This is a genomic window from Cyclonatronum proteinivorum, from assembly GCF_003353065.1.
GTDB classification, from domain to species: domain Bacteria; phylum Bacteroidota; class Rhodothermia; order Balneolales; family Cyclonatronaceae; genus Cyclonatronum; species Cyclonatronum proteinivorum.
The window spans coordinates 2,968,630-2,991,769 of the sequence record NZ_CP027806.1 but is presented as its reverse complement, the minus strand read 5'-3'; the positions used below and the strand labels follow the sequence as shown (position 1 = coordinate 2,991,769).

Annotated in this window: 17 protein-coding genes; 6 read left to right on the top strand and 11 right to left on the bottom strand. The window is 48.3% G+C overall.

From position 1 onward, the window contains the following. Positions 1 to 6: 6 nt before the first annotated feature. From fabF to pfkA, 11 genes are all read right to left on the bottom strand, one after another. A complete protein-coding gene (gene fabF / locus CYPRO_RS11330) occupies positions 7 to 1,251 on the bottom strand; it encodes a beta-ketoacyl-ACP synthase II (RefSeq protein ID WP_114984715.1) in 1,245 nt (414 codons plus the stop codon). Positions 1,252 to 1,305: 54 nt separating this feature from the next. Next, positions 1,306 to 1,545 carry an acyl carrier protein gene (locus CYPRO_RS11325; RefSeq protein WP_114984714.1) on the bottom strand — a complete coding sequence of 80 codons (240 nt, stop codon included), beginning with the start codon at positions 1,543 to 1,545 and terminating at the stop codon, positions 1,306 to 1,308. A gap of 112 nt (positions 1,546 to 1,657) precedes the next feature. Next, positions 1,658 to 2,404, bottom strand: a complete 747-nt coding sequence (fabG, locus tag CYPRO_RS11320) for a 3-oxoacyl-[acyl-carrier-protein] reductase (protein ID WP_114984713.1) — start codon at positions 2,402 to 2,404, stop codon at positions 1,658 to 1,660. A 29-nt stretch (positions 2,405 to 2,433) separates the two neighbouring features. Then, entirely contained in the window at positions 2,434 to 3,324 is an 891-nt protein-coding gene (gene fabD, locus CYPRO_RS11315; protein ID WP_114984712.1) for an ACP S-malonyltransferase, read from the bottom strand. Beyond that, positions 3,321 to 4,319 carry a beta-ketoacyl-ACP synthase III gene (locus CYPRO_RS11310; protein ID WP_114984711.1) on the bottom strand — a complete coding sequence of 333 codons (999 nt, stop codon included), beginning with the start codon at positions 4,317 to 4,319 and terminating at the stop codon, positions 3,321 to 3,323. Before CYPRO_RS11310 ends, fabD begins: the two co-directional genes overlap by 4 nt. Positions 4,320 to 4,330: 11 nt before the next feature. Further along, on the bottom strand, positions 4,331 to 5,317 hold the full coding sequence (plsX, locus tag CYPRO_RS11305) for a phosphate acyltransferase PlsX (protein ID WP_240644742.1): 987 nt from the start codon (positions 5,315 to 5,317) through the stop codon (positions 4,331 to 4,333). 31 nt (positions 5,318 to 5,348) lie between these two features. Further along, complete coding sequence (gene rpmF / locus CYPRO_RS17010; RefSeq protein WP_114984710.1) at positions 5,349 to 5,525, bottom strand: 50S ribosomal protein L32; 177 nt, start codon at positions 5,523 to 5,525, stop codon at positions 5,349 to 5,351. Between the two features lie 74 nt (positions 5,526 to 5,599). Beyond that, positions 5,600 to 6,106: a YceD family protein gene (locus CYPRO_RS11295; protein ID WP_114984709.1), complete on the bottom strand. Its 507-nt coding sequence runs from the start codon at positions 6,104 to 6,106 to the stop codon at positions 5,600 to 5,602. 76 nt (positions 6,107 to 6,182) lie between these two features. After that, complete coding sequence (locus tag CYPRO_RS11290; RefSeq protein WP_114984708.1) at positions 6,183 to 6,818, bottom strand: deoxynucleoside kinase; 636 nt, start codon at positions 6,816 to 6,818, stop codon at positions 6,183 to 6,185. Between the two features lie 11 nt (positions 6,819 to 6,829). Next, complete coding sequence (locus tag CYPRO_RS11285; RefSeq protein ID WP_114984707.1) at positions 6,830 to 8,122, bottom strand: glucose-6-phosphate isomerase; 1,293 nt, start codon at positions 8,120 to 8,122, stop codon at positions 6,830 to 6,832. Between the two features lie 7 nt (positions 8,123 to 8,129). Beyond that, complete coding sequence (gene pfkA / locus CYPRO_RS11280; protein WP_205730357.1) at positions 8,130 to 9,098, bottom strand: 6-phosphofructokinase; 969 nt, start codon at positions 9,096 to 9,098, stop codon at positions 8,130 to 8,132. Between the two features lie 333 nt (positions 9,099 to 9,431). Here pfkA and CYPRO_RS11275 point away from each other — a divergent pair, with 333 nt between their 5' ends. The 6 genes from CYPRO_RS11275 to CYPRO_RS11250 all read left to right on the top strand — a co-directional run bounded on the left by CYPRO_RS11275 (position 9,432) and on the right by CYPRO_RS11250 (position 23,114). After that, positions 9,432 to 10,454, top strand: a complete 1,023-nt coding sequence (locus CYPRO_RS11275; RefSeq protein ID WP_240644741.1) for a polyprenyl synthetase family protein — start codon at positions 9,432 to 9,434, stop codon at positions 10,452 to 10,454. A 14-nt stretch (positions 10,455 to 10,468) separates the two neighbouring features. Then, positions 10,469 to 10,999: an NYN domain-containing protein gene (locus CYPRO_RS11270; RefSeq protein WP_114984704.1), complete on the top strand. Its 531-nt coding sequence runs from the start codon at positions 10,469 to 10,471 to the stop codon at positions 10,997 to 10,999. Beyond that, positions 10,996 to 11,805, top strand: a complete 810-nt coding sequence (locus CYPRO_RS11265) for a UDP-2,3-diacylglucosamine diphosphatase (protein ID WP_114984703.1) — start codon at positions 10,996 to 10,998, stop codon at positions 11,803 to 11,805. The genes CYPRO_RS11270 and CYPRO_RS11265 overlap by 4 nt, the downstream gene beginning before the upstream one ends. Continuing rightward, entirely contained in the window at positions 11,802 to 14,159 is a 2,358-nt protein-coding gene (locus CYPRO_RS11260; protein WP_114984702.1) for a transglycosylase domain-containing protein, read from the top strand. The genes CYPRO_RS11265 and CYPRO_RS11260 overlap by 4 nt, the downstream gene beginning before the upstream one ends. A gap of 585 nt (positions 14,160 to 14,744) precedes the next feature. Continuing rightward, positions 14,745 to 15,641 (top strand): YncE family protein, encoded by an 897-nt coding sequence (locus tag CYPRO_RS11255; RefSeq protein WP_114984701.1) that lies wholly within the window; start codon positions 14,745 to 14,747, stop codon positions 15,639 to 15,641. A 729-nt stretch (positions 15,642 to 16,370) separates the two neighbouring features. Next, the gene (locus tag CYPRO_RS11250; RefSeq protein WP_164682730.1) at positions 16,371 to 23,114 is read left to right on the top strand and encodes a carboxypeptidase regulatory-like domain-containing protein; all 6,744 of its coding nucleotides are present in this window, start codon (positions 16,371 to 16,373) and stop codon (positions 23,112 to 23,114) included. Positions 23,115 to 23,140 lie beyond the last annotated feature (26 nt).

Genomic DNA, 23,140 nt, shown 5'->3' with positions numbered 1-23,140 from the left:
TCATTCTTACTCGTCAAATTTTTTCATTACAAGGGTTGTGTTGTGCCCACCAAATCCAAAAGCATTGTTAAGGGCATAATTCATTTTCCGGTCCTGCGCTTCATTTACGGTGTAATTCAGGTCGCAGAGCGGGTCAGTATTGAAATGATTGATGGTTGGTGGTACAAGGTCATGGTAAAGCGCCAAAATGGTTGCAATGGCTTCAGCGGCTCCTGCAGCACCAAGCATGTGACCGGTCATAGACTTGGTGGAATTCAGGTTAATTTTGTACGCGTGATCGCCGAAAACTTTTTTAATAGAATTGGTTTCCGCTATATCACCAAGCGGGGTTGAGGTCCCGTGCATGTTGATATGATCAATGTCTTCGGGCTTGATGTTAGCTGCTTCCAGCGCCTGCGTAATTGCTAACATCACACCGGCACCTTCCGGATCGGGTGCTGTAATGTGGTGTGCATCTGCTGAGAAACCGTATCCAACGATTTCGGCATAAATACGGGCACCACGCTTGACAGCACTTTCATAGGTTTCCAGGAAGAGGATTCCGGAACCTTCGCCAAGGACAAAACCGTCGCGGTCTTTATCAAAAGGTCTTGAAGCTGTCTGCGGGTCATCGTTGCGGGTTGACATGGCCTTAATTGCATTAAAGCCTGAAACTCCCATTTCAATGATGGGCGCTTCTGCACCACCACAAACAGCAAAATCAGACTGGCCCGACCGAATGTGGTCGTAGGCCAGTCCTATATTGTGTGAACCTGTTGCACAAGCTGAAACGGCGCAGTAGTTCGGACCACGGAATCCATACTTAATCGAAATATGCCCGGAGGCAATATCCGGGATTAGCATGGGGATGAAAAAAGGAGATATTCCGCGTGGGCCCATCTTTTCGAAGGCGACACAATTCTTGTAAAAGGTGTCCATGCCACCGATGCCTGTTCCTACAAGAACTGCAACCCGATTTTTGTCAACGGTTTCGAGGTCGATGGAAGCGTCTGCAATTGCCATATCGGAAGCCGCGAGGGCGAACTGCGAAAACCGGTCGAGCCTGCGCGCGGCTTTTGGCTCAATAAAATCACCGGGTTTGAAGTCGTTAACCATTGCGGCAAACTTGGTGGCAAATCGTTCGGTATCGAAGTGTTTGATATAGTCAACACCGCTCTTACCGTTTTTCAGACCATCCCAAAACTGCTCTAAATCGTTACCAATTGGTGTTATAGCACCCATACCGGTAACTACTACTCTGCGTTCAGCCATTAATACTCAGTTAAAGAGTTATGCGTGTGGTAAACAAGAAGTTTAGTTCGAAGATTACTGAACTTTGTTTTTCAGGTAATCGATAGCATCACCAACGGTTGCGATATTCTCAGAATCTTCGTCAGGAATTTGAGTGTCAAATTCTTTTTCGAATTCCATAATCAGTTCAACCAAATCAAGTGAATCTGCGCCAAGATCATTAGCGAAGTTTGCTGCAGGTACAACATCAGCTTCATCTACGCCAAGTTTTTCTACGATGATCTCAGTTACTTTTTTTTCGAGGTCTTGTGACATTTGTTTTTGCTTAAGGTAAAGGTTAGAGGTTGGTTAAAATGTACTTAAAAATTGTGGGTATTTCCAAAAAATAGAACGTTAAAGCTTTGAAATACACAGCATTTACAATGCGCTACATGGCCATGCCACCGTCAATGCGGATGGTTTCACCGGTAATATACCGGCTGGCGTCGCTGGCAAGGAAAATCACACCTGCAGCAATATCCTGAACATCACCGGCTTCACCCATAGGAATGCTTGCCTTAATGCTGTCCATAACTTTGTCGGAAAGTTGCCCGGTCATTTCTGTCTTGATATAGCCCGGGGCAATCACATTAACCCGGATATTGCGGCTTGCAAGTTCTTTTGCCAGGGATTTGCTGAAACCAATGATACCTGCTTTAGAAGCTGCATAGTTGGTCTGACCTGCGTTACCGGACAGTCCTACAACGGAACCAATATTGATGACGGAACCTGCACCCGCTTTCATGAAAGGACGTACAGCATGCTTGCTGTAATTAAAAACACTCTTCAGGTTGGTCGTAATTACATCATCCCACTGCTGTTCATTCATGCGCATGATGAGTGTGTCTTTTGTAATACCGGCATTGTTAACGAGGACATCAAGCTTACCCCATGTTTTAACAATGTCGCCAATTACTTCTTCTGCGCGCGTGGCATCTGCTGCATCCGCCTGATAGGAAAGAGCTTTTTTACCCAAAGACTCAACTTCTTTTTTGACTGTTTCGGCTGCTTCAGCTGAGCGGGCATACGTAAAGGCAACATCCGCACCGGCTTTAGCAAGTTCAAGAACTATTGCTTTTCCGATACCGCGGGTTCCGCCGGTTACAAGTACGGACTTTCCTTCTAAAGAAAACATAGATAATGATTCGTTGTGTTAGGGATTAACTACTGATGACCGCTGATAGCGGTGCCTTTCAGCGTGCGTTTTACCAAACCCTGCAGTACATTGCCGGGACCAACTTCGGTAAATGCTTCCAAACCGTCTTCTTTCATCTGCAGAAGGGTTTGGGTCCATTTAACCGGATTGAGAAGCTGACTCAGGAGGTTCTCTTTTATCTCATCAGCCGAGGTTGTCGGACGTGCGGTATAATTGGCGTAAACCGGGCAGGACGGGGTATGAAAGGATACCTGATCAAGTTCCGCTTTGAGGCCGTCATAGGCGGACTGCATAAGAGGAGAGTGGAACGCACCGCTTACAGGGAGTTTTTTAGCGATTTTACATCCCTGCTCCTTAAGAAGCACAAGAGCCCGGTCTATTGCCGTCTCATGACCTGATATGACGAGCTGTCCGGGGCAGTTGTAGTTTGCAGGAACAACGATATCGTCAGCGCCTTTTGAGGCTTCTTTACAGATTTCGGCCACTTTTTCATCAGCCATACCAATAACAGCGGCCATTGTACCGGGGTTATCGGTTCCGGCCTGCTGCATTAATTGCCCCCGTTTTCTTACTACACGGAGTGCGTCTTCAAATGAAAGCACCCCGGCAGCTGCAAGTGCTGAAAACTCGCCGAGGCTGTGACCTGCTACGGCGTCAGCCTGCAGATCAAGCGTTTTGAAAAGGGCGATTGAATGCAGAAATATTGCGGGCTGCGTGTTCTCGGTTTGACGAAGCGACTCATCCGGACCTTCGAACATAATTTCGCTGAGACTGAAGCCAAGTATTTCATTTGCTTCATCAAAAACTTTCCTGAATACCGGATCTGACTCGTAATGGGCTTTGCCCATCCCAACTTTTTGAGAGCCTTGTCCCGGAAAAAGGAGTGCTGTTTTACTCAAAATGTTTTCCCCCAATTAATGTAAACTGATCCCCAGGTAAAGCCGCCGCCAAAGGATGCCAGGATGACGTTGTCCCCTTCCTTAAGCTTGTCCTGCCATTCATACAGGCAAAGCGGGATGGTAGCGGCAGTAGTATTTCCGTACCGGTCGATGTTGACCATCACTTTATCCATGCTGACACCCATGCGTTTGGCTGTGGCAGAGATAATCCGGTTGTTGGCCTGATGCGGAACAAACCAGCTCACATCATCATGACTGAGCGCGTTGCGTTTCAGGATTTCCAGCGAAACATCGGCCATCGATTCTGTAGCTTTTTTGAAAACGATGCGTCCTTCCTGACGGATAAAATGCTTCTTTGAATCAACGGTCTCATGTGAAGCGGGGTTGAGGCTGCCCCCGCCTTCCTGACGTAAGAGCTCAGCTTCATTGCCATCGCATCGCTGTATTACGTCTTGAATACCGCTGCCGTCCGTACTTGGTTCCAAAAGAACACCTGCCGCCGCATCTCCAAAAATGATACAGGTCGTGCGGTCCGTGTAATCAACAATAGAACTCATTTTGTCTGAGCCGATCACCATCACTTTTTTATACCGGCCAGACTCAATCAGCATGGCGCCGGTGGACAAAGCATAAAGGAAGCCGGAACAGGCTGCAGATACGTCAAAGCCATAGGCGTTAACGGCTTTAATTTCGCGCTGAATGAGGCAGGCTGTAGCCGGGAAGAAGTAGTCAGGAGTTACCGTCGCCACAATAATACAGTCAATCTCAGAACCTTCGATACCGCGTTTTTTCAGAATTTCATGGGCGACCTGCCCTCCCATGAATGCGGTAGCTTTATCCGGATCTTTTAAAATCCGGCGCTCGCTGATACCTGTTCGGGTTTTAATCCACTCATCATTGGTATCAACAAGCTGCTCGAGCTCTGCATTGGTCAGTACATAATCGGGCAAATAGTGGCCCAATGCTGTTATTGTGGCTTTAGGTCTGTCGGACATGTAGAAAGGGTTTAGTTCAGGGCAGCTTTTATCTGTTCATTCACTTTTTTGAGAACTATCTTTTCGGCAGATAAAATAGAGTTTTTAATGGCAAGGGGGGTGCTTCCGCCATGGCCGACCATGCTGACTCCGTTAATGCCGAGAAAAGGAACGCCGCCAATCAGCTGATAATCAAAAGGCGCGAGCGCATCAAGCATTACAGACTTGATCAGGCCGAGTTCTTCTTTGCTGAGTGTTTTAGCACGCTCAGACCGGCGAATGATCTCCAGAATGTTTTCAGGAATGGACTCACCAAGTTTCAGAAGGAGGTTGCCAACAAAGCCGTCGCAAATATAAACATCCGCTTTTGCTTTCATGACATCACGACCTTCAATGTTACCCACAAAGTCATCACGTTCCCGGAGCATTGCATAGGCCTGACGTACGGCTTCACGGCCTTTTTCTTCTTCTTCGCCAATATTCATCAAACCGAGCTTGGGGTTTTTGATGCCGAGAATGTTCTCAACAAAAACCTTACCCATGATACCAAACTGAACGAGTGCTTCCGGCTTTACATCAATGTTGGCACCGACGTCGAGCATCAATTTATTCCCTTCAATAGAAGGATAGATGCTACCGATGGTTGGTCTGAGTACGCCCTCAATTTTGCCAAGTATAAACATGGAGGCACCGAGTAAAGCCCCTGTGTTTCCTGCGCTGAAAAATGCATCACATTTCCCCTGAGCATGCATGGTCAAACCAATGGCAATAGAGGAATGTTTTTTGGTTTTCAGGGCTACTGACGGAGATTCATCCATGCCAATGATTTCAGGGGCATTGACAACAGTAAGCCTGTCCCCGCTGTACCCCTGTTTGGCGATTTCATTCTGTACAAGCTCTTCCGGCCCAAGCAGAATGATATGGATGTCTTCTCTCTCTTCGAGAACCATTATCGCACCCTTCACAGGGTTTTGCGGATAGTAGTCACCCCCGACGGCATCAATTGCAATTTTCAGCATAGAAAGATTCCGGCTTAGCAGTGGTAGAAAATTAGTTTACGGCGAGAACCTGACGCCCTCTGTAGTAGCCGCAAGCAACGCAGGCATGGTGTGCACGATGTACTTCACCGCAATTGTTGCAGGTTGAAAGGGTTACATCTTCAAGTTTCTGATGTGTTCTGCGTTTGTTTTTGCGTGCTTTAGAAGTTTTTCTCTTTGGATGTGCCATTTTTGAATATTATTTGGGGCTTATGGTTTAAAAGTGATGCATTCAGCAATAAAACAACTCTGACGGGAAATCTCTTAAGAATTATTCTTTAGCTTTTTTAGAGCTGCCCAACGGTCATCAGTTTCTTCGATTTCAGTTTCAGCATTTGGGCTCTCTCCAAAGGTCTCAAAAAACAATGAAGGGTTTCCATCGTCATCCAAAAATCGGGGATGAAGCTTTTTGATCGGGAGGCTTAGCAGTATGCTGTCGCGGATTTCTTCTTCAATCGAGATAATATTTGAAGAAGTGTTGAGCGGGCGAAGGGCCTGCAGCGTATCTTCTTCAGGTTCAGCGTTAGGCTTGAATAAAACTTTGTACGTAACAGATACCGGATAATCAAATACCTCAAGGCTTCTGTCACAGGTCAGCTGCAGGGTAACTGAAGCTTCAAAGGATACCTGAATGGTGTTGAGCATTTTAACGAACTCAACATTCAGTTGTACCGGACCGTGATCACATTCCTCGAGTTTGAACGTGCGTTCATCCAACGCAAGTTGCAGATTCGATTTACTGTCAGGTATGTCGCTTATTCTGAATTTCATCACAAAAAATTAATTACAAGCCTGCAAATATAAGATATTCAGACAAGATAATCAATTTGATGCGCCCCAAAGGCTTTTATGAAAAAAGTCCGTAGAGCCTTCTTTCTACTATGCTAATAACCGTGCCGAGGTCTTCATTGCTGTTTACAAAATCGAGCGCGTCGGTTTCAATAATCAGCTTTTCATGCGGATATCGGGCAATCCAGTCCTCATAGAGCTTATTAAGCCCTTCGAGATAGTCGATTCGAATGGTTGTTTCGTAGTCGCGCCCTCTTTGCTGTATTTGCCGCACCAGCGTCGGAACATCAGCCCGGAGGTAGATAAGTAAATCAGGTGGCTTCAGATAATAAGTCATCTCCTCAAATAAGGAGCTGTAATTTTCATAATCCCGCTCACTCATCAGGCCCATCTGAAACAGGTTTTTAGCGAAGATTTCGACATCTTCATAAATCGTGCGGTCCTGAATGTAGCTCTCATCGCGCTGCATGAGTTTTTTCTGATGTTTAAATCTGCTCGATAAAAAATACACCTGCAGATTAAAACTCCATCTCCGCATATCGTTGTAAAAATCCGAGAGATACGGGTTGTTATCAACGGCTTCATAATAGGGCTTCCATCCAAAGTGTTTGGACAGAAGCCCGGTAAGGGATGATTTACCGGCTCCGATATTGCCGGCAATCGCAGTAAAATATTTTTTTGAAGAAACGGTCATCAGGTTTGTATTCAGAATCCCGGTTTGCCGAGCAGCCTGAACATTGCTTTTTTGTAAGCTTCAACCCCGGGCTGATCAAACGGATTCTCGTTCAGGCAGTACACGTAAACCGCAATCGCGATTTCGCACAGATAGATGAAGCGGCCAATGTGCTCTTCATCCAGCTTTTCAAAGTGAATACTGAGACAAGGTACGCCGCCTTCTACATGGGCCTCACGCGTCCCCAGGTATGCTTTCCCGTTGATGTAGTGGAAATCCTTCCCGCTTAAGTAGTTCAGGCCGTCGGCATCATCTTCCTCGGCAGCAACGGTTACCGTTTTACCGGGCTTGTCAACCACCAGGAAGGTTTCAATCATGTTACGCTGCCCTTCCTGTACCATTTGACCAACACTGTGAAGGTCGGTGGAATAGCCGAGCAGGACCGGGAACATGCCTTTGCCGTTTTTACCTTCACTTTCACCGTAAAGCTGCTGCATCCAGCCGCCCATGCCGGAAAGCTCGGGCTCAAAACTCGCAATCATATCCATCATTTTGCCCTGCTCATAGAGGGCGAGACGGGTTGCGGCATAGGTTAGGAGAGCGTCCGGGCTTTGTTCGGTTTCGTTGAAAGCGGAGACAGCGCCATAGAACAGGGCACGAATATCAATACCGGCTACAGCTATCGGGAGTAAGCCAACGGGCGTGAGTACCGAGAAACGTCCCCCGACATCATCCGGAAGGACAAATTTTTTGTAGCCATTGGCATCAATGATCTTATTTAGTGCGCCGCCAGTTGCACTCGTGGTGCAGATAATATGTTTTTCAGGCTGCTCGAAGGTCTCGTGAATCCAGCTTCGGATCACGCGGAAGGCTAAGGCCGTTTCGGTAGTTGTACCTGATTTTGAGATTACGTTTACGAAAACCTTTTTGGTTGTACCATCAGCTTTTGGGGTTTTCAGGTATTCCATAAGCTCGCTCAGGTAGCGACCGCTCATGTGATGTCCGGCATAGAGAATCTCGGGTCCTTTACCCCCAAAAAAGGGGCAAAGCGCGTCAATAACTGCTTTGGCGCCGAGATAGGAACCGCCGATACCACATACAATAAATACGTCTGCTTCCTGACGGATGGCTGTTGCAAGTCCGTCAATTTCGCTGAGAAGGGCATCATTGGGCTGTGCGAGTATGCTTCTCCATCCCAGCCATTCCGGGCCAGGACCAGTCTGTGTTTGGACTTGCTTAAAGGATTCTTCAGCGCGTTTTTTTGCGGATGACAGCGCATCATCACTTACAAAGGAATGCGCATGCTCAAAATCAAATCGAATCATGGTCTGCTTATTTTAGAATTTTGGTGAGATCGAGTAACTCTGTTTGGATTGACTTCTTCTTACTCCAGCCGCTCTTCAGGGGCGTGAGCTTAATATTATTGTTTACAACGCCGACCATCACACTGACATGGCCGTCGAGGAGTGCATTTACCGCTGCTACGCCAAGTCTGCTGGCCAAAACGCGGTCGCGTGCCGTGGGGTTGCCGCCCCGCTGAATATGACCGAGTACGCAAACGCGGGTGTCGATATCACTGAAATCCTCTTTCAGGTTGCTGTAAAGCTCCATGGCACCGCCGGATTCATCCCCTTCCGCTACCACTACAAGCGTACTGCGCTTTTTGTTGGTCAGGATATTCCGAAGGGTTTCCTTCACTTCTTTAATATGGACAAGGGTTTCGGGAAGGAGGGTGAGTTCAGCGCCACAAGCAATGCCCGTTTCAAGTGCGAGAAAGCCGGCATCGCGGCCCATCACTTCAACCAAAAACATGCGCTCGTGCGCGTCGGCTGTATCTCTGATCTTATCGATGGCATCGAGTGCGGTATTGAGTGCGGTGTCGTAACCGATGGTTTCATCCGTACCGCTGAGGTCGTTATCGATGGTGCCGGGGATTCCAATAACCGGAAATCCATGTTCCTGCTGCAGGATAGTGCCACCCTGAAATGTACCATCACCGCCGATAGCTACCAGCGCTTCAATGCCCTGACTTCTTAAATTTTCGGCCGCTTTCTTACGGCCTTCAGGGGTCCGGAATTCAGCTGATCGCGCTGACTTTAGTATGGTTCCGCCCCTTTGTATCATATTCGAGACAGTTAACTTCTTCATCTCGACAAAATCTGCCTCTATAGCGCCCTGATATCCGTATCTGATACCGGTTACTTCAAGTCCTTTATATAAGGCTGCACGTGTTACCGAACGAATTGCGGCATTCATTCCAGGGGAGTCGCCGCCGCTTGTAAGTACCCCAATTTTCTTTATCGTATTCAAAAGGATATATGTTAAGTTATCAAACTAACAGAACCGACAAAATTACACACTTAGCTGTGACCAAACAAGTTAGTTTTAATTTGATGGCATTGAGTGCTACCTTCATATAATGTGAAATTGCATTTTGCGGCTTTTCTTAATATTGTATGTAAGTGTATTAATAACAGAATTTTGAATTTAGTGGCGGGGCGCTTTTTTGTGTAGGTGCTGAATTCGTGTTAGCCCGAAATCAGAATTGCCGGTTTCTCAATAACCCATTTCCGAACGATACAAGCGCTTTCACGATTTGAGCCAATTAATTTATGGAACAGAATTTTATTCTTTGTGGAATCCAATAGTCAATTACAGGGCGGTATAATGGAGCGCGATACCGACAAAATTACGCTCGATGATCTGCGTCGTCCGGTCGGCAGTGAGCTGAAAGCATTCCGGACTTTCTTCAGACAGGAGCTTAAAACAGATGTGTTTTTGCTGGATCAGATGATCCGGTACCTGCACCGCATGAAGGGTAAGGAACTCAGGCCGATTTTGGTGCTGTATGCGGCGCGGCTTTGCGGCGGCATCAATGAGCGGACCTTTCGGGCTGCAACCATGATAGAACTGCTGCACACGGCTACGCTCATTCACGATGATGTAGTAGATGACGCCGAACAGCGCAGAGGATTGCTTAGTATCAATCAGGTCTGGAAAAACAAGGCAAGCATACTGCTTGGAGATTTTCTCCTTTCAAAAGGTCTGCTTGTATCACTTGAGGCCGATGAGTTTGAACTCCTTAAAATCATGTCTAAGGCTGTCAAAGCCATGAGCGAAGGGGAATTGCGGCAGCTTAAAGCCTCAAAGCTCCAGAATATGACCGAGCAGAAATACTTTGAAATCATCAGAGATAAGACAGCAAGTCTGCTCGCTGCCTGTACGGAAAGCGGCGCTGCTTCAGCTTCTGCGGATCCGGCAGAGGTGCAACTCATGCGGGAAATAGGACTTGATCTTGGCATTGCCTTTCAGATCCGGGATGACCTCTTTGATTATGGCGTCGACAATGTTGGAAAACCGCTTGGTAATGATATTCGCGAGAAAAAAATTACGCTTCCTTTCATAAAAGCTTTGGAAACCTGCTCCTTTCTTGAGCGGCAGAAGTGGAAGCTCCGCTTTAGAAAAGAGCATAAATCAACCGGTGAAGTTGCAAAAATAACAAGCTTTGTGCATGAAAGCGGAGGGTTCGAAGCCGCGGCTTCTGATATGGAAACATACAGCAGGCGGGCCTTGGCGAATCTTGGTAAATTCCCGCCTACGCAAGCTCGGGATGATATGGAACAGCTGATTACCTACATCACAAGCAGAAAAAAATAGAAAAAGCACGCCCTATGAAAAGTCGTCAGCTGCTTATTGATGCGCACAACCTGATGCACAAACATCCTCAGATCAAAAAAACACTGCGTCAGGATCATCTCCTTGCAATGCGTGAAATCTGCCGTTACGTATCTGATTGGTGTGTTGCTCAAAACAGAAGAGCGTCCCTGATTTTTGACGGCGTGCCTCAAATCATCCCTGGCACTTATGCCCGCCTTAAAGTGCGGTTTTCCCGGGAGCGTACTGCGGATGAGGTCATCATCGCAATGCTTTCAGATGAGGGCGCCTCTCAAAACTGGAGCGTCGTTACCGATGATACGGAAATCCGCCAAAAAGCTTTTTTCTATGGCGTTGATGTGATTCGCTGCGATCCTTTTTTAGGCAGCCTCAAAAATAAGATAGTTCCCGGATCTGCCGGCGCGAAACAGCCTCCTAAAAAAAAGAAGGCTCCGGTGTCCGTTAAAGATCCTGGTGAGCTTGCTGATCCCAGGGGTCTCGAAGCTGATGTTGATTTGTTTATGCGTCTGTTTAAAGAGAGAAAATGAGCGAAGAAGTGACGCCCTGTGCGGGCGATTATGTGTTTGTATCGGATGTGCACCTTGGCGGATTTGAAGTAGCGGAAAATGAGCGGATTGAGAGAAATATGCTCGAACTCCTCCGGCATGTGGAGGAAAACAAGCTCAGACTGGTGATAGCCGGAGATCTGTTTGATTACTGGATGGATTACCGCAACCAATGGCCTCGCATTTTTGACCGCGTGCTTGAAGCTTTTCAGGGGTTTCACGAACGTACCCAAACGTCAACCCTTTTCATAACCGGCAATCATGACAACTGGACGGGTCCGAAGCTACCGGAGATCGGATTTGAACTTGAGCATGAATACCGGATTCTTGAAATTGAACAGCGTAAAGTTTTGGTGATGCACGGTGATGGGCTGTCTGATCCGGATATGAAGCTTCCAAGGCCCGCGTTTCACCGCTTCCTCAGAAATCCGTATTTTATAAAATTATACCAATTTTTTTTCCCCCCGGCTGCCGGCATTGAGCTCATGCGCCAATTTTCTAAAAAGTCAAAGCTGCGCGATTATATGCTACGACCTGATAACAAGCCCCGCATGCTTGATGTCTGGGCTACTGAGTTTCTTAAAGCGGATAATAAAGCTGATGTATTGCTCTGTGGTCATCATCATAATGCCATCCATTTAAAGGTGGGAACACGCGAATACCTCAACCTTGGCAATTTTGGCTTTGGGGAAACTTTAGCGCTACACACAAAAGAAGGCTTCGCACTCGTTAAGTGGGACTGTGCCAACCGTAGATTTCAACATTTAAAAACTGCCATCACCGTATGAGCGATTCAAACCTGAACGACGACGAACGTTACCTTAATGATCCCGAATACAGGGAGCGAATACGTAAACAGTTTGTTCTGAAATCGGACAGAAGCAATGCTTCTAAGGGAGACAAATCCCCTTCCTCAAAAAAAACGAAGCATGCTGTACCGCGGCGTTCTGTGCCCAAAATGCTTGTGGGAATCTTTGGCGGTATCATTCTGGTAAGCCTGATAGGCCTCGCGATATTTATCAGTTTTTTGGTGCAGGGCCTGCCTTCGATTGAAGAATTGGAAAACCCCCGAACCGACGTTGCTTCCTTTGTGCTGAGCAGGGACGGCGTCGTTTTAGACAGTTATTTCGTTGAAAACCGCCGCTATGTAACCATAGATGAAATCTCTCCCCACACCATCAATGCGCTGATTGCGACCGAAGATCACCGCTTTTTCGATCACTGGGGCATTGACATGCGCCGTACGCTTGCTATTCCGTACCACGTGCTAAGGGGAGCTCCGCAGGGCGGATCAACCATAACACAGCAGCTGGCGCGGAACCTGTACCGCTCTATCGGCAGGGAGGTAAGCGTAATCCGGAAGCTGCGCGAAATGATTACCGCAATTCAGATAGAACGCAACTACACGAAAGCGGAAATCATCGAAATGTATCTCAACACCGTTGAGTTCAGCAACAGCGCTTTCGGCATTGAAGCTGCAGCAAGAACACATTTCAACAAGCCTGCGCTGGAACTTAATGTCGAAGAGTCCGCTACCCTCATTGGTACCCTTCAGGCCGTATCATTCTTCAACCCAAGGCTGAACCCCCAAAATGCGCAGCGACGCAGAAACATCGTGCTCATGCAGATGAACCGCCACGGCTTTCTGACCGATGACGACTTCACTTCCCTGGTTGCCGCTCCTATTGCGCTTGATTATCAGCGGCCGCGGCAGGCAACCCGACAGAGCCGCTATTTCGGTGAATACGTCCGGCTTCAGGTTAGCCGCTGGGCGGAGGAAAACGGCTACGACCTCTTCCGGGACGGGCTTGTTATTCGCACCACCATTGACGCACACATGCAGCGGCATGCAGAGCGTGTTGTCGAGCAAAAAGTTGATTCCCTCCAAACCATTTTCGTAAATGTATGGGGAGGCGACAATGGGCCTGATCGCTTCATGCCGCGATATCAGGAGCAGTTTCCGCACCACATCGACGGCTTCCTGATGGAATCGGGTGAGTTCCAGCAGCTCATCCGTGAAGAAGGACTCAGCAGGGAGCAGGCCCTGCAGCGTCTGCGTCAGAACAGAGAGCTCACGCACCGCATACTCCGCTCCCGAATGCGTCTTGAGTCGGGCTTCGTCGCCATCGAACCCGGTACCGGACACGTCCTTGCATGGGTTGGAGGTACCGACTTTTCTACCATTCAGCGTGATAATGTTTCCCAGCTGCGCAGGCAGGCAGGGTCTACCTTTAAACCATTTGTGTACGCCCTTGCCATTGACAACGGCTACATGCCCTACCACGAATTCTCCAGGTTTCCGGTCAGTTTCCGGGACCGCTCCGGCAATGTATGGGCACCCAACGACATCCGCATTGCCCCCGGTCCGGAATACGTGAGTATGCGCGAATCCATCGCCCGAAGCCTGAACAACGTAACCGTACGCATGCTGCCTGAGCTCGCCGGTGCACCCGGTACCGATAACCTCGAAGATCTGTTTCCCGCCGCCCGACAAATTGCGGACATGGCCCGGAATATGGGCATACGGTCACGCATGGAAGCTGTGCCCGCCATCGCGCTTGGTACGGCAGAAGTAAACCTGCTCGAGCTTGTAAACTCTTACGCCACCTTTGCCAATAACGGTGTTTATATGGACCCCCTCGTCATCATGCGCATTGAAGACCGCGAAGGAAACGTGCTTTTCGAGGCCCCGCCCCAAATGCAGCAGGAGGTTATGAGCCCCTTAACCGCCTACACCATGATCGACATGATGCGCGGCGTGATTTCCGGAGGTGAGTGGGGACACGGCACAGGAATCCGTTTCAGAAACATGGGCATACGGCAGGATGTAGCCGGCAAAACCGGAACTACAAACCGCGCCGTTGATACCTGGTTCGTCAGCGTGTTTCCGCACGTTGTAGCGGGCTCATGGGTTGGCGGAGAAGACGCCCGCATCCGCTTCCCGCAGGGCAGCGTACTGGGGCAGGGTGCCCGTACGGCCCTTCCTATCGTAGCTGAATGGGCCCTGCGCGTAATCAACGATGATAACGGCAACTGGAGCTTCGACGCCTTCACCCAACCCCCGGGCTTCGTCCCAGATCCGCCCCGTGATCAGCGCCCCCAACCTCAGGACAGCGACAACAGAGGGCGGGTAGACTGGTAAGGCCATCACGCCATAGGTAAAATCATTTCCTGATTACGGTCATTCAGCGTTTGGCCCGGCAAACAAACCAATTGGAAAAATAACTTTAAGCGAAAAGCCCCGAACAGTCCATACTGTCTCGGGGCTTTGCTGTTTTTAACTGCCAAAAACGCCTATGGACTCCCAAAGGGCGGCCTAAACCCGGTTACCAAACATTTCAGGTGTTTTTATTTTTTGGGGAAAACTCACAGAGCATCAGGAGATTCGTAGCAAAGTGCGAGTTCCCAAAACGAAGATGAAGGCGTTGCTTTTTTGGTTAGGATGTCAGTCAGCTCACGGACTGGATAAATGTGGAAAAGTCACCGATTCTCCAGATTTAAGCACCATCCGGGTGTACTGCCAATAAATTCGGCTTAGCCCGCCTCACGTAAAAAAACGTTCTGCCAATAGAGTACTGTAGTGATAAAGCTTTTATTGATGTGTCTGACTGACTGATTATTTCACCCTATCTCAAAGCCGAAAAATTAACGCAAACATAAAACACAACAGCATTCAAATGATTAGATTCGGTCTTTTGAAATCATCAAATCTTCTTACTACCTGATTATGACGACGTTTAACGGTTTGCCAAACTATCGCCCGCTGCTTTGTAGCTTCCTGCTCTTTATTTCAGTTCTATGCTTGGGTTGTGCGTCAGAGCAGGATGAAATACCAGCGACGCTTTCTTTTGAATCTTTTGAGTTTAGCGGTACAGAACTCGATATATCCGGAAATACAGACAATGCCCGCGCGACCTTCTGGCATCCGTCCGGAAACACCATGTACATTGCCAGCCGCTTCACGGAGTCCGTTGTAGCTTGGGAGACCATTTCCCCGTGGGAACTCGAAGGCGCGGTGTATGCGGCCTCCGTATCGGTAGCTGAGGCCCTGCAGCAGAACAATGATCTCTCGCGGGCGCACGGGTTGTTCTTTAGTCCGGATGGCAGCCTGATGTGGGTGTTTAACCGCACCGAAATGTGGGCCTGGCAATTGAATACCGCCTGGGACATCACAACAGCCGAAGTCCTGCATTATGAAGATCTGACGCCTGTTGTTGAACGCGGCCACGATATGCATTTCCATCCTGACGGTACTATGCTGTTCATCGATGACCGCAATGCGCAGGCCGTGCATCAGTATCAGTTGTCAACTGCCTGGGATATTACCACAGCCGGGCACGTATTTACGCTTGATATCAGTGATCTGGAAGAGGAGGTACGTGGTATCGAGTTTATATTCGACGGGCGTGTAATGCTACTGCTCGATACCGTGCGTATGGAACTCATGCAGTATCAGCTTGCCTCCCCCTGGCAGCTGGAAACTGCGGTCTACCACAGCAGCTTCGACCTAAGCTCCCAAACCGACGACCCCCGCGGCCTGAGCATCAGCCCTGACCTGTGTCGCTTTTATATCACTGCGAGAAATCAGGAAAAAGTACTGGAATACTTCAATAAAGACTGTTAGTCACATCAGGCGCGCAGAATGTTCTTTGAAATTAAGACTTCTTAATATTTTTCAGCCAATAATATAATATCATAGTTAGGTATTGTATTAATAGCAGCTTATGTAAGGACGATGTTTCAGAAAAGCAGGCAAAATTATTTTATTTGTGAGAAATTCGTTCTTTAGTAATTTTATTTTATTGATTATGTAAAATTTAAGTCCTAAAATACGGTTGGTATTTAATAGCGAATCGGCGCATCCGACGATTTCGGGTAATTAAAGAATACCAGCGTAGTGTACGAACATGGAGTTTGTAAGCTATGTGCCAGGATTTTATTGAGAATTATTAATCCAAATAGCATGAATAAGTTAAGGGGTATATCACAGCTTTTTTTTCTGTGTATAATCATCGCCATATTTGGCACAGAAGCTAAGGCACAGCAATTTTTATTGCAGCCACCACAGTCTGACCCGGCGGGGGGGACAAATTTCGATTTCAGGTTGCTTCACAAACCTGATAATATAATACAGCTGTTCTATGGTGCTGATTTAACAGGAACAGGAGCGCAGCTCAAGATTGGCCGAACCGCGAATAGCTACACTTTCAGGTCTATACCCGTCAGCGGCAGTTCTTTTCAGTTTGTGCCTTCTGATCCGGCCATTAATCTTCCCCCCGGCAGATATTATGCGCGTATTACGAACTCAGCATTTTCGACAACATCAGCTATAATATCAGATCCAAGAGTTGATTTGGTTTATTCAAATCAGGTGATGATTATTGTTGAAGCTCAGGAGGCGCCCTTTGTAATTGGCCCCCGGGGCGTAATTGACGATCCCACTCCGGTTTTTGAGTGGGAAGAAGTTCCTGGTGTAATCGGCTACTGGATTATTTTTTCCAGTACACCCTTTCAGATTACAACAGATGATGACGGCGATGTATCAGTCGAAGGCGTTACCCTGCTGTGGTCACATTACACTACAGACAATACGGCCACATACGGTGATGTCAATGAAGACGGTGATGAGGTGTTCGACGCACCTCCGCTTAATTCAGGTCAGGAGTACAGTTATACCATCCTGAACATGTACTCGGAGTCAAACCCTGCTTTTGCAAGTTCTGTGTTTGGGGGCGTAACCCCGGTTACTTTTTTCGACCCCGAAGCTATTGATCCGCCGCAGCTAACATCCCCGGCTAATAATGAAGTATTCATAGCTGAACCTGAGCTGACATTTCAGTGGACAGAAGTGGATGAGGCGACTAACTACACTATAAACCTGTATCAGGAAGTGACGCAACAGGGGGTTGACGCGGTATTGCTTTCATGGAGTACAACCACAACCAATACACAGATCACTTACCCCGCGCTGGGAAATTTGCAGTCTGCTGAGTATCAGTGGGAAGTTATTGCGAATACGGAGTTTGGTTCAGGGCGCTATTCACAAAGACGCAGCTTTGTATATGACGCCGATACAGGCGAGTTTAGGGCAACCCTTTCAAATGCCGAAACCGGCGATTCAGAAGCAGGTGCACAGCTTTTTGCTACAGCTATTAATGAAGGTGCTACGCCTCTTTATCCTTTCTTTCTGCAGGGTACAAATATCACTGAAAACCTGCTTGCCGGAACCTATGAGTTTAAAGTGGTTAAGGAAGGCTTTGCAGATAAGATACTCACCCGAACCATAAATCCGGGTCAGCGTACGGATATGGCCTTTCAGTTAGAACCTCTGCCAGCCTTTATAAGCGGCATCGTTGAAGACGAAACCGGCATTCCGGTGAGCAATGCCAGGGTGCGCCTGAGAAACCTTGAGACCCAAGACAATACGATTACGTTCTCTGATAGTGACGGCGCTTTCGGCCTCTCGGTACCATCCGGCTCTTTTGAATTACGTGTATCCCGCTCCGGATATGCTAGTCCCCCCAACTTGTTTCTCAACCTTGATCTCGATGAGCAGCTTGAACTCTCGGAGCCTGTTGTACTGACAAATGATGTTGCTGAGGTATCAGGCTTTGTCCGAAGTCCGGGTAATATTCCTATCGGGCTTGTACGTGTTAGAGCGCAGCAGGGTGAAAGTGTGATAGAAACGAATACCAATTCACAGGGATTCTATTCGCTTACCCTTACTTCCGGCAATTGGGAGGTTCGGGCAACAAGGTCGGGATTTGTACCGTCCGACGTTCAGCAGCTGTCATTAGGTGTGGGTGATGTGGTTCAGAACAACAATTTTACGCTGAGCGGGGGTGCCAACCAGATATCAGGGTTTGTAAGGCGCGTTGTTACAGCAGCTGACGGAAGCACAAGCCTTGTACCGGCAGGGAATACAAGGGTTCTTGCCCAGCCATCATCTGGTTCTACGATAGAAACGACTACCAATCCGGCCGGTCAGTTTACCCTTAACCTGAGCAGCGGAAGTTTTCAGCTACTGGCGCAAAGGCCGAACTTTACCCTTCAGAATCCCCTAAACCTCACCCTTGGGTTTAATGAAACATTATCGGGTCTTGAGCTGATTATCAACCCTAATGACAGTGAGATCTCCGGTCTTGTACAGCGGCCAGACGGCTCGCCTTTGAGCGGCGCAACCGTAAAGGCAGGAGAGCTTGCAACTGCTACAACAAGTGCGGCCGGTGCTTTTACGCTAAGTCTGCCGCCGGGATCATTTCAGCTTGAAGCCTCGCGTTCAGGCTTTTTCTCTGATGGTCCGCAGCAGGTAAGCCTGGAAGCCGGGCAACAGCTCAGCGGTATTTCATTTGTAATGACGCCCAATGCAGCAACCGTTTCAGGTCAGGTTCTTACGTTTGGGCAGCCTGTACCGAATACGCTTATTACGGCCGTTGGAACCGGTGGTACATTTACGACTACGGCCAGCGGAAACGGAACCTATTCCCTAAACGTAAGTCCCGGCAGCTATACGCTTTCAGCGCAGCGTTCGGGCTTTCTCCCGCCTTCAACTATTGAACTCACGCTCTCTGCCGGGCAGCAAACGAGTGGCCGGAATTTTTCTCTGATCCCCAATACAAGGGTTGTAAGCGGTGTTGTCTCCAGTCCTCAGGGGGCTGTTTCCAACGCACAAGTGCTCGTAACCAGCCCTGATGACCCCTCTTTTAGCCAAACGACGCAAACACAGGTGTCCGGTGCTTATGCTTTCACGTTGGAAGTCAACAAATCCTATCTGATTACGGTTACAAGAACAGGCTTCACTTCCGGTACAGCAGAAGTTGAAAACTTGTCGCCGGATCCGCAGCCGCTTAACAGAAATATACAAATTAATCCGGTGCCGGCTCAGATCAGCGGGCTTGTTCAAAATGATGCCGGAAATGCAGTGTCAGGGGCTTTGGTTGAAATCTTTAATTCTGAAGGTGAACTTATCCAAACCAGACAAACCGAAAGTAACGGGACTTATAACGCGGGTCTGAGCGCCGGTACTTATACCCTGCAGGCTTCGAGACCCGGCCATATTTCTGAAGTGATAAATGATATAATTCTGAGTAACGGGCAAAACCTGACCGGGGTAAATTTTGAAATCGCACGTAATTTTGCACTGTTGGCGGGTCAGGTTATATCTGCTGCCGGAGAACCAGTGGAAGGAGCTTTGGTAAATATTACAAGGCAGGGTGGTGGAAGTGGGGCAACGCGCACAACGGATGCAGGCGGAAACTTTACGGTTAGCACCCTTGTGACAGGCCTGTATTCGATTAGCATTAGCCGTGAAGGGTTTGACCCGCTTACCATTACTGATTTTGAAGCAGAAGAAGGGCAGCAAATTGCCGAAACGTTCACACTCATACCGCAAACCGGGAGTATCTCAGGTTTTGTAACAAACCAGGATGGTGTCCTTTTAGCTGATGCAACGGTCTTCCTTACCCGCACAACTACAGGACAGGTTCGTACCCGTACTACGAATCAGCAGGGAGAGTTCAGTTTTATCCCTGCTGCTTTTGATACCTATGTTATGAATGCCAGCCTTAATGGTTATTCTGCTTCGGAAAACCTGTCATTTACGCTTGAACCGGATGATCCAGATCTGACCGGTTTGGAAATAACCGGACTTCAGCTTAACAGCGGTGTTGTGCAGGGGGTAATTACCAATCAGCAGACCGGAGCCGGGTTACGTCAGGTTAACATTTCTGTTGACGGACCAGCAGGTTCAGGTTCAGCGGTAACCAATGTAAATGGTGTCTACCAGATCGAAAATCTCACGGCCGGTACGTATGTGCTGCAGGCTACAAGGTCGGGTTACAGCAGCTTTACACAGGAATTAACCATCACAGATGAAGAACCCAACGTTGTTGTGAATGGAGCGCTGAGTCTGAATGACGGTACCATTCAGGGCATAGTAACCAATCAGCTCAATGAGTCGATTGGGCAGCCTATTCCTGTGAGAATATTTACCGATGAGCTGGTTTATAACACAAATACCAATTCTGAGGGACAGTTTTCTGTTGCAGGTATTCAGCCTGGTGAGACCTATACCATTCAGACGAATGCAACACAGCAGGGGTTTATAAACGGAAGTACAACGCTTTTTTATCCGTTCGATCAGACTGTCGTAACGCTTGATGAACCACTGGTTATACAGGTAAACAACAGCAGGATTCAGGGTACAGCAGGTACTGATGCGGTAACTGTCCGCTTGTTTTCTATAGATAATGGGGAGCAGCAGCTGATTGATTCGCGCGTTTCCGAGCCCGACGGGTTCTTTCGTTTCCGCTTTCTTCCTGCCGGCGATTATCTTGTTCAGCCGGTTAAGGCCGGTTTTGTCTTTAATCCCGTGCAGGCCGAGGTAAATAACCTTGCTTTTGGACAGACGGCGGAGCTGAATTTTACGGCAACGCCCAATGTAGGTACCATAACGGCTGCAGCAGTTACAACTGCAGGTGAACCTGTTGGCGGTACCGTTTTTACAGCCGTCAGCGATGATGAATCATTTGTATTTAACCGGACAGCCGGAGAATCCGGTACGGTTACTTTTAGTGACATACCTGCCGGGCGGACATATACCGTAACGGCAAGCAGAGAGGGTTTTCTGGCACCACCACAAGATGTAACGCTCAATATAGGTGCAGAAGTGAGTCTCTCATTTGAAATGCAGCAGGCCTTGTCATCTGTAAGCGGACGTGTGAGCCGAAGCGATACCGGTAATGCGTTGTCAGACGCGCGGGTGCGGCTGCGTAATCTCGCAACCGGGCAGCAGCGGGAATTCACGACAGGAAATAATGGCAACTACAGCTTCGCTACCTTAAGTGCGGGCAGTTACCGCCTGATTGCGACACGTGTTGGATATATTGCCGACACCCTTCTGGTAGATGTTCCATTTAATCAGCAGGTCACGGACCAGAATTTTTCGTTGCAGCCCTCCCAACTCAACTTCCTTCAGGGCTTCGTATTTTACCGGGGTGACGGGGTGGAAGGTGTGCAAGTAGAGATAACGGGTGACAATACCTTTGACCTCGTGACCAATGCAGCCGGGCGGTACCGACAGGCGCCATTTCCGATACGATCTGGGGCTCAGGATACTACACTTGCTGTTATAAGTGTGAATACAGGTCAGTTTTCTGCAAGTCAAACACTGCGGATACCCCAATCTGCAGCGGGCAGCAGTATTACAGTACCCGAATTCATACTTCCAAGCGGAGCAGTACGTGCCAATGTGACGGATGGTGTAGCCCCGGTTGCTGATCTAATAATTTTGTTCAACAGAGCAGGCGGGTCAACGGTTACAGAGTACCGAACAGATCAGAACGGTACATTCCAAACCCCGTTTACGCTGCGTGGCGGTACCTACAACCTGAGAGTTGTTACAGAGCGGTTTATGGTTCCCGTACAGAGTTACACGGCAACACTTGAATCAGACACAAGCAGTGTTGAAGTCGATATTGAGCTCCCGTTTACTTTCTCACCACCAAATGAAATAGCTGCCGGGCAGGAAGCAACCTTCAGGATTGAATTTACAGAAGGGTATGAGCCGGAAGGGCTCACGGGCAGACTGTTTTACAGACTTGAATCACAAAGTACATTCAGACAGGAGCCCTTTTCTGCACAGCTCGTTGGTAATGGTATCGAAGCTGTGCTCCCGCCTTTGCTGTCTCTGGAAGATGTGATTTTCTTCACTGAAGTGAGCGATGCTAAAACATCCCGAACTTTCCGAAGTCCGGAGTTTGTCAAAAGCCCGCTTGCCACTGATCTGCTCAGCCAAATACGGCTTGAGCCGGATATATCTGAGATCAGGATACGTACATCCGATACCTACAGAGTACGTCTTGATATCAGGGATGGTGAAAATAATAGTATGCTTGGTCGCTTTACCGGAGAGGATGCCGATGGAACCGTTACCGTAGAACTCAACGGAAACGATATTACGCAATCCCTTTCTGATGGTCTTTTCGAGTTCGATAGCAGCACAGCTGCCGGGGTGGCAAACCTGAATATCACAGCAACCCTTGGTGAACAGATTCAGGCATCCGCCTTTAATTTAATGGTGACGGATGAGCCGGTAAGCAGCCTGAGTGTCAGTCGACCGGCTCCGCAAATCAGCAACCGCAATACGCGTACATTTACTTATTCAGCACAGACCTCTGACGGGCAGCCGATATTACTGGGTACAGATTTAACCTGGTCGCTCAGCAATGCGAATTCCGGTGTTATATCTCCAACCGGTCGTTTTACACCCGATCCCGAAGTAATTGCCGAATTCCGCGCTATCGCCACTGATCAGCAAACAGGCATCGAAGCTGTTTCCCGTACAGTTAGTGTGTTTGGCGAAATACGGGTAGGTAATGAGTATTTCTTTACGGACGGCAGCCAAATGCTGCTGTATCTGCCGGAAGAAGCAATAACCGATAATGCACAGGTTTCACTTCGAATCACAAGGCCTGAAACCCCCAAAAAATTTGTGGTGGCATTTGGTACAGACTTAAGTCTAACCGCTTCTGATGAAGTTTACAGGCTCAGGTACACAGGTCCGTCCCTTAACCCGGGGGCAGAGCTTTCGCTACCGCTCCCCGAATCACTTCGTTTGTTTGAAGGTGAGCGTCATATTGGCCGCTTTAATAATGATGAGCTGCAGTGGCAGCTTTTCGAAACCAGCGAGTCAGGCTCTTTGCTGCACATACGTGACTTTTCAAGGCTTGGACAGTTTACGGTACTTGCTGAAAATGAGCCGCTATCCCTTCAAAGAATCGGAATACTGCCGAATCCGTTTTCACCCTACATTGAACCGGGTGCACGTATCGGATATTTCCTTACTTCTGACGCACCACCCGCAATTGTTAATATTACTATATACAATATGAGGGGGCAGCTTGTGAGGCGGTTACTTCGGGATTCCGAGCAAATGCCCGGACGCTACGGCAGTGCAAGTTCACCGCTTGAAATCACCTGGGACGGCCTTACCGATGACGGGCGTATGGCCAACAACGGACGCTACATCATGCGCATTCATGTACGCGACGGTCGCAACCAAGTCACCAAAATTGAGCAGATAGTGCTCGTAAAATAGGGGAGATGCAGCCATGATTTCTCAAA

What these genes read in the sequence shown, in the direction of transcription:
- fabF (WP_114984715.1), bottom strand. Translation starts at nt 1,251, where the DNA reads ATGGCTGAACGCAGAGTAGTAGTTACCGGTATGGGTGCTATAACACCA.
- CYPRO_RS11325 (WP_114984714.1), bottom strand. Translation starts at nt 1,545, where the DNA reads ATGTCACAAGACCTCGAAAAAAAAGTAACTGAGATCATCGTAGAAAAA.
- fabG (WP_114984713.1), bottom strand. Translation starts at nt 2,404, where the DNA reads ATGTTTTCTTTAGAAGGAAAGTCCGTACTTGTAACCGGCGGAACCCGC.
- CYPRO_RS11310 (WP_114984711.1), bottom strand. Translation starts at nt 4,319, where the DNA reads ATGTCCGACAGACCTAAAGCCACAATAACAGCATTGGGCCACTATTTG.
- plsX (WP_240644742.1), bottom strand. Translation starts at nt 5,317, where the DNA reads ATGCTGAAAATTGCAATTGATGCCGTCGGGGGTGACTACTATCCGCAA.
- rpmF (WP_114984710.1), bottom strand. Translation starts at nt 5,525, where the DNA reads ATGGCACATCCAAAGAGAAAAACTTCTAAAGCACGCAAAAACAAACGC.
- CYPRO_RS11295 (WP_114984709.1), bottom strand. Translation starts at nt 6,106, where the DNA reads ATGAAATTCAGAATAAGCGACATACCTGACAGTAAATCGAATCTGCAA.
- CYPRO_RS11290 (WP_114984708.1), bottom strand. Translation starts at nt 6,818, where the DNA reads ATGACCGTTTCTTCAAAAAAATATTTTACTGCGATTGCCGGCAATATC.
- CYPRO_RS11285 (WP_114984707.1), bottom strand. Translation starts at nt 8,122, where the DNA reads ATGATTCGATTTGATTTTGAGCATGCGCATTCCTTTGTAAGTGATGAT.
- CYPRO_RS11270 (WP_114984704.1), top strand. Translation starts at nt 10,469, where the DNA reads ATGAAAAGTCGTCAGCTGCTTATTGATGCGCACAACCTGATGCACAAA.
- CYPRO_RS11265 (WP_114984703.1), top strand. Translation starts at nt 10,996, where the DNA reads ATGAGCGAAGAAGTGACGCCCTGTGCGGGCGATTATGTGTTTGTATCG.
- CYPRO_RS11260 (WP_114984702.1), top strand. Translation starts at nt 11,802, where the DNA reads ATGAGCGATTCAAACCTGAACGACGACGAACGTTACCTTAATGATCCC.
- CYPRO_RS11255 (WP_114984701.1), top strand. Translation starts at nt 14,745, where the DNA reads ATGACGACGTTTAACGGTTTGCCAAACTATCGCCCGCTGCTTTGTAGC.